The 10922-nt window shown below is 57.2% G+C and carries 11 protein-coding genes; 3 read left to right on the forward strand and 8 right to left on the reverse strand.

Features of this window, described 5'->3' with window-relative positions; all coding sequences use genetic code 11:
- Positions 1–41: 41 nt before the first annotated feature.
- Both ABLV11_RS19995 and ABLV11_RS20000 read right to left on the reverse strand, forming a co-directional pair.
- Positions 42–1367: a PTS cellobiose transporter subunit IIC gene (locus ABLV11_RS19995; protein WP_004107062.1), complete on the reverse strand. Its 1326-nt coding sequence runs from the start codon at positions 1365–1367 to the stop codon at positions 42–44.
- An 11-nt stretch (positions 1368–1378) separates the two neighbouring features.
- On the reverse strand, positions 1379–1690 hold the full coding sequence (locus ABLV11_RS20000) for a PTS sugar transporter subunit IIB (RefSeq protein WP_004107048.1): 312 nt from the start codon (positions 1688–1690) through the stop codon (positions 1379–1381).
- Between the two features lie 294 nt (positions 1691–1984).
- Here ABLV11_RS20000 and ABLV11_RS20005 point away from each other — a divergent pair, with 294 nt between their 5' ends.
- Complete coding sequence (locus tag ABLV11_RS20005; RefSeq protein ID WP_126487958.1) at positions 1985–2926, forward strand: LacI family DNA-binding transcriptional regulator; 942 nt, start codon at positions 1985–1987, stop codon at positions 2924–2926.
- Positions 2927–2949: 23 nt separating this feature from the next.
- On the opposite strand, the gene ABLV11_RS20010 is transcribed toward ABLV11_RS20005, so the two are convergent.
- Positions 2950–3246 (reverse strand): YicS family protein, encoded by a 297-nt coding sequence (locus tag ABLV11_RS20010; protein WP_224250553.1) that lies wholly within the window; start codon positions 3244–3246, stop codon positions 2950–2952.
- A 210-nt stretch (positions 3247–3456) separates the two neighbouring features.
- Here ABLV11_RS20010 and ABLV11_RS20015 point away from each other — a divergent pair, with 210 nt between their 5' ends.
- Positions 3457–4395 (forward strand): Rpn family recombination-promoting nuclease/putative transposase, encoded by a 939-nt coding sequence (locus tag ABLV11_RS20015; protein ID WP_126489670.1) that lies wholly within the window; start codon positions 3457–3459, stop codon positions 4393–4395.
- Positions 4395–4652, forward strand: a complete 258-nt coding sequence (locus ABLV11_RS20020) for a hypothetical protein (protein WP_105889385.1) — start codon at positions 4395–4397, stop codon at positions 4650–4652. Before ABLV11_RS20015 ends, ABLV11_RS20020 begins: the two co-directional genes overlap by 1 nt.
- Before the next feature lie 3 nt (positions 4653–4655).
- Here the strand turns inward: ABLV11_RS20020 and ABLV11_RS20025 are convergent, their stop codons facing one another.
- From ABLV11_RS20025 to ABLV11_RS20045, 5 genes are all read right to left on the reverse strand, one after another.
- The gene (locus ABLV11_RS20025) at positions 4656–5558 is read right to left on the reverse strand and encodes a DMT family transporter (RefSeq protein ID WP_004107039.1); all 903 of its coding nucleotides are present in this window, start codon (positions 5556–5558) and stop codon (positions 4656–4658) included.
- Between the two features lie 258 nt (positions 5559–5816).
- Positions 5817–7250: a PTS N-acetylmuramic acid transporter subunit IIBC gene (murP, locus tag ABLV11_RS20030; RefSeq protein ID WP_004107037.1), complete on the reverse strand. Its 1434-nt coding sequence runs from the start codon at positions 7248–7250 to the stop codon at positions 5817–5819.
- Between the two features lie 24 nt (positions 7251–7274).
- Positions 7275–8177 carry an N-acetylmuramic acid 6-phosphate etherase gene (gene murQ, locus ABLV11_RS20035; RefSeq protein WP_126487962.1) on the reverse strand — a complete coding sequence of 301 codons (903 nt, stop codon included), beginning with the start codon at positions 8175–8177 and terminating at the stop codon, positions 7275–7277.
- Positions 8178–8338: 161 nt separating this feature from the next.
- Entirely contained in the window at positions 8339–9505 is a 1167-nt protein-coding gene (locus ABLV11_RS20040) for a multidrug effflux MFS transporter (protein WP_126487965.1), read from the reverse strand.
- A gap of 50 nt (positions 9506–9555) precedes the next feature.
- A complete protein-coding gene (locus ABLV11_RS20045; protein WP_004107033.1) occupies positions 9556–10920 on the reverse strand; it encodes an efflux transporter outer membrane subunit in 1365 nt (454 codons plus the stop codon).
- Between the last annotated feature and the right edge of the window lie 2 nt (positions 10921–10922).

Raw genomic sequence — 10922 nt, forward strand, 5'->3', positions numbered from 1 at the left:
TATGCCGTCATGATAAATATGCTATTAAATATATGAGTTAATTATTGGCTGACCGTTTCGGCAACCGGCACCGCAGCTTTGGCTTTTTCGACTTCAGTTTTCATTAATGAGCGTTCATAGGCGCGGAGGAATGGCAGATAAATTACCGCTGACATCACCATGCAAATTAAGCACATCACCACCGGGCTTAGCGTCCAGTTTGCAGCCCAGGATGCACCGATAGGGGCCGGGGTCGTCCACGGGGTCAGCGAAACGACCTGGCTGAGCCAGCCGAGGCGCGTCGCACCGTAGGCCAGAACGGCGTTAATCATCGGGACAAAGACGAACGGGATAAACATCATCGGGTTCATGATTATCGGCGCACCGAACAGAATCGGTTCATTGATATTAAAGAAGCTCGGAACGATACCCATTTTGCCAATGGTGCGCAGGTGAGCTACGCGGCTACGCAGCAGCAGGAAGGCCAGCGGAAGCGTGGAGCCGACGCCGCCAATCAGCAGATAGTGGTCCCAGAAACCCTGCAGATAGACATGGGGCAGAGCCGCGCCGGCCGCCAGCGCAGCCTGGTTCGCCGACAGGTTGGCCATCCAGAAGGGGTTCATAATGCCGGTCACGATCAGCGAGCCGTGGATCCCGGCGAACCAGAAAATCTGACACATCAGCACCGACAGCAGTATCGCTGGCAGAGAGTCAGAGGCGGAAACCAGCGGCTCCAGCAGGTGCATAATCGCCTGCGGCAGAATCATACCGGTCTGCGCTTCGATAAACAGATTCAGCGGATGTAGTGTCGCGATCACCACCAGTACCGGGATAAGGATTTCGAACGAGCGCGCGACGCCGGTCGGCACCTCTTTCGGCAGACGAATCGTAATGTTGTTCTGCTTCAGCCAGGCGTAAACGCGGGTAGAGTAGATAGCGGTGATCAAAGCGGTGAAAATACCCTGACCAGAGAGATACTGGGTGGAGATTTTGCCGTCGGCATACGGCGCGGCAACCAGTAAGAAAGCCATAAACGCCAGCAGACCGGACATCACCGGATCGAGCTGGAACTGGCGTCCCAGGCTGGCGCCGATTCCCACCGAAATAAAGAACGTCATCACGCCCATGCTGAGGTTAAACGGCAGCATCAGCTGTTCGCGATACTGCTGGGAGAAGTCCAGCCAGCCGCGGGCGAAACCGTTAGTGGTATCCGGCGAAAAGGGCGGAAAGATAAATACCAGCATGAATGAGCCGATGATCATAAACGGCAATGCGGCAGTGAAACCATCGCGAATCGCGATAACGTATTTCTGCTGCCCAAGGCGTCCTGCCAGCGGGGTAATTGATTGCTCGATCACGGCAATCATGGACTGATACAGAGAACTCATTTGTACACCTCTTAATGCGCTTCGATCAGCGACAGGGCATAATCCAGAACGTTGTCTCCCCGCTGCATCCCGTAATCCATGGTGTTAATTGGCTGGACCGGAATATTCAGGGGCGCGGCTTTCTCAGATAAGGTTTTCAGCATGTACTTCACCTGGGGCCCAAGAAGCACCACCTGGTACTGCGGAAACTGCATATCAAATTCGGAAACTCCATAGGCATCGATCTGCACCGGGAGGGCGCGTTCCTTCGCGGCATCGACCATCTTTCTGACCAACAGACTGGTGGACATCCCGGCAGAGCAGCACAGCATAATCTTGTACATCGGCGATCATCCTCAAAATGTAAAAAGTTATTGCGTGGATGATTTGATATCAGACGGAAACCGGTTTCCATTTATAAAAAACAGAACTGTGATAACCGTCAAGATCCGTCAGTCAAAGGGTGTGTTAATTAGATTTGGCTCACAGATTTTCGTGATTTTTGCTACGATTTTCCGCGAAACGGAAAATCGGTTTCCAAATAAAAAAGGAAACGGATATACTGCCGCTGGTTATTATTGAAGCGATTCAGGTTTATGGATTTACAGGGATCGGATTAGCCCTGTCAGGGGAAAATAATGTCTACTATCAACGATGTATCACGATTAGCTGGGGTATCTAAAGCCACAGTCTCTCGGGTGTTGAGCGGTTCGCGCGGCGTAAAGGAAGCCAGCCGGCAGGCGGTATTACAGGCGGCGGAAGAACTCAACTACCGGCCGAACATGATAGCGCAATCTTTGCTGAGTCAGACCACCGGCTGCATCGGCGTGATCTGCGCCCAGGACAACATCAATCAAACCACCAGCTATCTCTATGCGCTGGAAAAGCAGCTCAGCCAGCACCAGAAGCATCTGCTGCTGCGTTTTGCCAACAGCCGCGGTAGGGTGCTGCACTCTCTGGAAGAGTTAACCTGCGGTTTATGCGACAACGTGCTGATTATCGGCGCCCGGTTTCCGCTCAATATCGACCGTCCTGACGTGGTGCTGATCGACTGTCTGGAAAGCGAAGGGGCGAACAGTATTCATTTTGACCACGCATTCGCGGCGGAAACGGCCTGTAACTATCTGATAAGCCAGGGGCGCAGGCAGATTGCGCTTATCCACCCGCAGGGCAGCGGCTTTGCAGACCAGGTCCTGCTGGGCTATAAGCACGCGCTGGAAAAGAATTTTCTGCCGTTTAATCGCAACCTGGTTTTTCTCGACAGTCATTCGCCATCCGTAGCGGTGCAGGAGCTGGTGAATAACGCAACAACCTTGAACTTCAATGCGTTATTGGTTGCCAACGAGCAGCAGGCGCAGTTTGTGGTGCCGCAGCTCCAGGCATTTAACCGCGCGGTGCCGGAAAAAGTCATGGTATTCAGCCTGGCGGGCTCGTTACAGCTGCCCGGTATTCCGACTATCCCGGCGATTGAATATTCAATGGACGCGATGGCCAGCCGGATAGTCAACTGGCTGACCGAGAAGACGCAAATGCTCGGCAGTAGCCCGCTGCGCGGGGATTTGATCATCCCGAACCGCTGATGGCGTCCAACCCGCCGCCGGAATCAGGGCGTTGGGCACTGAATGCCGCTAATGGCCTTCTGATAAGCGGCGCTGTTGTTTTTATCCAGCGCCCGCGTCGCGCTTTGTACGGCGGTCTTATTTTCCGCTGATTCCAGCACGCGGTTAGCAAACTGCGTATCATCCAGCGCGCTGCTGGCAGGGCAGTTTTTCCTCACATCCTTCACGATCTGCTGCTTCTGCTGTTCAAACTTCAGGCCGGAGAGCGGCGCGGCTGTGGCCAGATGGGGTAGCATCAGGCTGGCTGCCAGCGAAAGCGCAATACTCATTCTCTTCATCATGGATATCCTTATTTTTATTAAAGGGTTTTTCTAACTATAGACACATTCCCGAAATAACCATTTTGCGTGCCGGTTTCCGCAAAAATGCATCCGTTTCAGCCGCTGAAATTTATCTTCCGTACCGGCAAGCAAAGCCGTTGATGCGCAGATGCCCCCCTTTCTTTTGATGGATATATTTCTGCCATTGCGTTTCAGGGATGGCGGAGCATGATGAAAAAAGGAACCTCCTCGACGCCGCACGACGCGGTTTTTAAGCAGTTTTTATCGCATCCCGAGTGCGCCAGGGATTTTATCGACATTCATCTTCCCGCGTCGCTGCGCCAGCTATGCGATCTGCAAACGCTCAGGCTGGAGTCAGGCAGCTTTATTGAAGCGAATTTACGCGCCAGCTACTCCGACGTGCTGTGGTCGCTAAAAACCAGCGACGGTGATGGCTATATCTACGTGGTGATTGAACACCAGAGCACGCCGGATGCGCATATGGCATTCAGGCTGATGCGCTACGCGCTGGCGGCGATGCAGCGTCATCTGGATGCCGGGCATAAAACGCTGCCGCTGGTGGTGCCGATGCTGTTTTATCACGGCGCGAAAAGCCCTTATCCCTTCTCGCTTTGCTGGCTGGATGAGTTTACCGATACGCAGACAGCGCGACGACTTTATGCCGCCGCTTTCCCACTGGTGGATATTACGGTGGTGCCGGATGACGACATTATGCAGCACCGGCGTGTAGCGTTGCTGGAGCTGATTCAAAAGCATATTCGCCAGCGCGATTTACTTGGCCTGGTGGAGCGATTAGCAGAGCTGTTGGTTAAAGGTTGCGCTAATGACAGCCAGTTGAAAGCGCTGTTTAATTACATGCTGCAGTGTGGTGATGCGCCTCATTTTGGTGAATTTCTTCACGAGGTCGAGCGGCGCGTTCCTCAACATAAGGAGGTACTCATGACGATTGCGGAAAGGCTACGGCAGGAAGGGAGACAAGAAGGCAAGTTAGAAGGTAAACAAGAGGGTAGACAAGAAGAAGCGTTGCGTATTGCCCGTTCACTTCTGGAGCAGGGGTTTGAGCGCGAGCTGGTACGGATGACTATAGGGCTCTCTGATGACGATCTGAATGCATTCCAGGATGCATCCCTCAAGGTGGGGGAAAATTAATGAAGATTGTAGAGAGGCTACCGCTGGAAGAGATACCTCAGGAGTTACAACCTGAGTATTTACTGGGATATCTGTTGGAATTATACCTGGAGTTTTATGAAGGATTTCAGGAAGGTAAACGAGAAGAGGCGTTGCGTATTGCTCGTTCATGTCTGGAACAGGGATTTGAGCGCGAGCTGGTGCAGGTGGTTTGTGAGCTGTCGGATGACGATCTGAAGATGCTGCAAACTCAGGTTGCAGCATCTCCGGCCAGATAATTGTCAGCCTGTTTTCACCCGCCGCCGCGAATCCATGGCGATCAGCACCACCGACGAGAGAATCAGCAGCGTGCCCAGCCAGTCCGGCAGGCTAAAGGTAATGCCGAGCAGCAGCAGCGAGAGCAGGGCGCTACTCAGCGGCTCCGCGCAGCTGAGGATCCCCGCCTTCGCGCCGCCAATCTTCTGCGCGCCGTTCAGGTAGAGGCTGAACGTCAGCGAGGTGCCGATAACCACCAGGTAGAAAAAGGCCAGCAGCAGGCCGCCGGTCACCACAAAATGGTTGCCCTGTCCGGCGTAGAACGGCAGCAGCATCGCGCCGCCGAGCAGCATGCTCCAGCCGACGATCGGCAGGGTACCGTAGCGGGCAATCAGCGTCGATGGATAAGTAGTATAGAAAGCGGCGGCAAATGCCGAAGCAATCCCCCAGAACAGCGCGGCGGGAGAAATCGACAGCGTTGTCGGATTGCCGTGGGTCACCAGCAGAAATGTGCCCGCCAGCGAGGTACCGATGGCCGCCAGCACCAGCGGACTGGGGCGCGTTTTGCGGGCGATGGCAAACCACGCAACGATAATCGTCGGCGACAGGAACTGCAGCACCGTCGCGGTGGCGGCGTTTGATTTCTCGATGGTCATCAGAAAGGTGTACTGCACGGTGAGCGCCCCGAACAGCGAAAAAATCAGCAAACTGATAGCGTCCTGGCGATTTTGCAGGACGCGGAAAATTTTATCGCCGTGAACGAACGAGAGCATCAGAAGAATCAGACCGGCGAACAGCAGGCGCGTCATGGTCAGAAACGGCGATGACATCTGACTTTGCTGCATAATATATTGCGCGCAGACGCCGGAACTGCCCCACAGCACGGCGGCGATCAGTACGTTCAGCATCCCTTTTTTGCTGGAGCCCATCTTTCCCTCAGGTGAAAATAGTGCGAAAGCAGTATCATAGCATGAGCACGCGCGGGAAGCGGGGCAGGAAATGGTAGCCGGATCCTTTATCAGATGGCCAGCAAAGCGTACCCCGGCCGACGTCGCCCGGCGGCTGGCGCCTGACCGGGCCGACAGAAACGCGACGCCACGTGCAAAAAATATTCAACATGGGGCGTCAGTGCCTCCCGCCACGCGGCGGATAAACTCACGTTCACCGCCGTGCGCCAGACGCGCCTCTTAGCTTAAATCAACGTTTTTACTGCCGAATAGCCAGGTGAGGGCAAATCCGCAGAGATAAGAGACCGCCAGCCCGGCGGCATACACCGCCATTCCGGCGTAGATCCCGCTGCCGGAGGTCATCAGCGGCAGCGCCACCAGCCCCGACGGGCCAAACACCGTATTCAGGCCAACCGGCAGCCCCATCCAGGCGATGAGCCCGAGAAAGAAACCGCCGCAGGCGCCGCCGAGACAGGCGGTGATAAACGGCTTCATACGCGGCAGCGTGACGCCGTAAATCAGCGGTTCGCCGATGCCCAGGAAGCCGGGGATAATTGCCCCTTTAATCTGCGTGCGCAGCAGAGAACCGTGCTTCGCCCGCCAGAAAAGCGCCAGCGCCGCGCCAACCTGTCCGGCCCCGGCCATGGCCAGTATCGGAAACAGCGAGTTAAACCCCTGCGCATCCACCAGCGCGAAATAGACCGGCACGAAGCCCTGATGGACGCCGAACATCACCGCCAGCAGGAACAGGCCGGCCAAAACCGCAGATCCGAACGGGTTACCGTTAAGGTGCAAAAACAGCCATGACATCCCGGTAAACAGCCAGCCGCCGATCGGCATAATAACGGTAAACGTTATCGCGCCCATGATCAGCAGCGTCACCGCCGAGGTGAGGATCATATCGAGGTTGGCAGGCATGATGCGTCGCACCTGCTTCTCCACCCACGCGCCGATAATCGAGGCGATCAGTACGCCGATAATATTGCCGCGCGGGTCAATACCGTGGCCGAAGAAGGTCGAAATTCCGGAATAGAAGCCGCTGGTGGCTTCCGGGTTATAGCCGAGGACAAACAGCGCAGCGATGATCGCTCCGTTGACTCCGGAGCCGCCGAAGGCTTTCTGGGCGTTATAGCCGATCAGGATGCTCAGGAAGGTAAACATCCCCTTGCTGAATACCTTCATGTAGCCGATCAGCGCCAGCAGCGTCGCATTCGGATGCGCGTTTTCAAGGACGAATATCTGCTCCGCCAAAGTGGCGAACCCCAGCAGCAGGCCGACGGCGATAAAACCGGGAATGAGCGGGGTGAAAATAGTAGCGAATTTCGCGAGGAATTTTTGAATGCCGCTGGTTTGCTTGCTCTTCAGCGCCTGTTTCTTTTCGGCGGCGACGTCGGCCAGCGATGGCGCCTCCGCCGGCGCGTCTTCCAGTAACGCGTTCATCATTTCCGCCGCGCTTTGCGCCTTGCCGGGCCCAAGGACGACCTGGAACTGTTCATCGCTAACGATCACTCCCATCACGCCGTCAATCTGACGGATGGCGGCGCTGTCGGCCCGTGATTCATCGCGTAGGGTCAGGCGCAGCCGGGTCATACAGTTGCCCGCCTGCGCGACGTTCCCGGCTCCGCCCACGTGCTGCAGGATCCGCGCTATCATCTCTTTATTTATTTTCGCCATTGCAGATTCCCCGTGAGTCAGCGGTCAGGAGTGGCTCAGCGCCTTGCGGATATAGCCGTTATTTTTTGCCAGCAGCGCCTGAGCCTCCGCGGCGCTTAAATCAGCCAGCACCATCACAATCGCCGTTTTGCAGTGGCGATCGCAGGCTTCCAGCGCGCTCTGGGCGGTAGCGCGATCGCATTCGGTCGCTTCCATGACGATGGACACCTGGCGCTCGATAAGCTTGGCGTTGGTCGCTTCAACGTCCACCATCAGATTGCTGTAAACCTTGCCGATGCGAATCATCGCCCCGGTTGAAATCATATTCAGCACCAGCTTCTGCGCGGTGCCCGCCTTCAGGCGCGTTGAGCCGGTCACCACTTCCGGACCCACGACCGGCGTAATGGCAACGTCCGCCAGTTGGGCCATTTCGCCGTGCGGGTTACAGCTGATGATGGCGACAAAAGCGCTCTGGCTATGGGCATACTCCATCGCGCCGATGACGTACGGCGTGCGTCCGCTGGCGGCCAGGCCGACCAGTACGTCGCGGCTGCTAAAGTTCAGGTTCTGCAAATCCATCGCCCCTTGGGCTTTGTTGTCTTCGACGTTTTCCACGGCGCTCAGGATCGCTTTATGACCCCCCGCGATAATGCCCACCACCTGCTCCGGTCGGGTACCGAAGGTCGGCGGGCACTCGCTGGCATCAAGGATCCCCAGGCGACCGGAAGTACCCGCGCCAATGTAAATCAGGCGCCCTCCCGCCTGCAGCGCCGCCGCGACGTTATCCACGACCTGGGCAATTTGCGGCAGATAGGGGGTAATGGCGTGGGCCACCTTCCGATCTTCCTGGTTAATCACCGACAGCATCTCTTCGGTGGAAAGGGTATCAATGTTGACGCTATTGGCGTTGCGGCGCTCGGTTAGCAGTTTGCTCAGGTCGATACTCATAGGAACCTCTTTATTCACAGTGGCGGGCAGTATAAGGAATTAATTATTCCTTTCCTGTGAAGATTATCACGATTGGGGTTGAAGGAATAATAGGTGATTTCAGCACTGGCGGGAAAGATGGCGGTAATAAAATTGGAATTTTTTATTACCGCTGGAGACGATTATACCGTGGGCCGCGGATTTTTCAGGCCAATCAGCAGCGCGGCCAGATAGCAAAGGCTCATCGCGAAACTCATTTTGAGCATCGTTTCGCCGCCGAGTCCGGCCAGCGGCGCGGCAATACCGCCGAACACAAACATCAGCGTGCCCATCAGGGCTGACGCGGTGCCGGACTGACGGGCATTAATGGCATTCATCGCTTCCGCACCGGCGACGGTGCTGATACCGCTCATCATAGAAACGGTAAAAAACAGGCCGACCAGCGCCAGCGTCGGCAGCGGTAGCCAGGCGAAGAGCAGGGTGATGGCAGCAAATGTCACTGCCAGCAGCTGGCCGCCGCGCAGCAGGGCTTCGGCGCTGAAGCGACGTGCCAGGCGGGAAAAGATCAGCGCCGCGATAATCAGCCCGATGCCGTTAAGGCCGAACAGCAGGCTGAACTGCATCGCGCTCATGGCATATTCGCTCTGGATAACGAACGAAGATGAGCCGATATACGAAAATAGCCCGGCCATCATAAAGGCCTGAATCAGGCAGTAGCGCATAAAGCGGCGGTTTTTCAGTACCGGCGCCTCATCCTGCTGCTGCGTAACCGAGGCGGCGCTTTTAACCGGCAGCGTTTCGTGCAGCACCGTCAGGCTGAGCAGCAGCAAAATAATGCCGATCGCCGCCATCGCCCAGAACAGAATACGCCAGTCGAAGGCGGTGATGATCCAGCCGCCGAGTACCGGTGAAAGCACCGGCGCAATGCCGTTAACGGTCATCAGCAGGGCGAAAAACTGGGTCAGCAGAGTGCCCTGATACTTGTCGCGGGCGATGGAGCGCGACAGCACCGAGCCGCCCGCGCCGGCGAAGCCCTGCAGAAAGCGCCAGGCGATCAGCATATGGATATCGTAGGTTATCGCGCACATCGCCGAGGAGAAGATAAACAGCAGCAGGGAGAGCGCCAGCGGCTTTTTACGGCCAATGCGATCGCTCAGCGGGCCGAAAAACAGCTGCCCAAGGCCGAGACCAATCAGCGCCGCTGTGAGCGACAGCTGGGTCTGCGTGCCGGTGGCGCTGAGCTGCTGGGTGATTTCCGGCAGCGCGGGCAGATAGAAGTCGGTACACAGCGGCCCAATGGCGCTAAGCAAACCGAGAACCACGACCCAGGAGAGAGAAATTCGGGACATATCAACGGGCTCCTTGTCATCAAACCGGGCGTTGCCGCCCGGCAAAAGTGTTAGCTGGCGCCGCCTCCCAGCGACTGCCAGAGGGTAATGCGGTTTTCCAGATCGGTCTGCTGGAGGGAGATCAGCGTGGCCTGCGCCGACCACAGCGTTCGCTGGGCGGTCAGCACCGACAGATAATCTCCGACCCCGGCCTGATAGCTCTTCATCGCAATATTCAGCGATTTCTGCTCCGCCGCGACGTATTTATTCTGCGCGTCCAGCTGTTCGCTGAGCGTTTCCCGGCGCGCCAGCGCGTCGGCGACATCCTTAAAGGCGCTCTGAATGGTCTTCTCATAGGTGGCGATCAGACCCTTTTTCTCCGCTTCAGCGTAGCGCAGCTGCGCCAGGTTGCTGCCGCCGGTAAACAGCGGCAGGCTGATGGACGGCGCGAATGACCACACCTGCATGCCGTGGCTGAACAGCGACGAGAGCGAGTCGCTGCCGACCCCGGCGCTGGCGGTCAACGAGATGGACGGGAAGAAGTTGGCCCGCGCCGCGCCGATATCGGCGTTAGCGCTCTTCAGATTATGCTCCGCTTCCTGGATATCCGGGCGGCGCAGCAGTACCGATGAAGAGACGCCCGCCGGCACCAGGGTGATACTACGATCGCCAAGGCTTTCAAGGGTGCCGGGCAGCAGGCTATCCGGCACGGTTTCTCCGGCCAGCAGGTTGAGCGCGTTTTTATCCTGCGCCACCAGCGTGCGGTAGCTGGCGACGCTGGCGCGCGCCTGCTGATAAACGCTTTCCGCATCGCTCAGGTCGCCAGCTGAGGCGGTGCCGACTTCCATCTGGCGGGTGACGATGTTGCGCGAGTTCTCCGCGCTGGCCATGGTTTCCTGCGCCAGCGCCAGATTGCTGTTGTCCGCGGCGAGGGTTATCCACGCGGTGGTCAGATCGGCAATCATCGTCAGACGCGTATTCTGAGCGGTGAATTCGCTGGCAAGCCAGGTTTCCCGCGCCGCGCGCGTCAGGCTTTGGTTCTTACCAAACAGATCCAGCTCGAAGCTGGAAACCGCGCCGTCGGCTTCCGCTGACGAGGTGAGACCGCTGGCCACCGTTTTACTGCGGGTATGGCTCAGCTCGGCGTCGAGGGTCGGAAACAGCGAGGCGCGGGTTTCGCCAAACTGGGCGCGCGCGGCTTCGATGTCGGCCAGCGCTTTTTGCACGTCGCGGTTGCTGGTTAACGCGATGTTCACCACTTTTTTGAGGCGGGCGTCATTCACTACCTGCTGCCAGTCGCTGACCACCGCGGTTGCCTCGCCGTGGCTGCCCGGCAGAGTCGCCGGCACAGGCGCGGCCGGGCGCTCATAGTTCGGATCGAGAGAGACGCAGCCCGCCGTCAGGAGCGCAACAAAGACTAAGGTAAAACGAAACATAA

This window comes from Klebsiella sp. GW_Kp181, from assembly GCF_040062315.1.
In the GTDB taxonomy this organism is placed as follows: domain Bacteria; phylum Pseudomonadota; class Gammaproteobacteria; order Enterobacterales; family Enterobacteriaceae; genus Klebsiella; species Klebsiella oxytoca.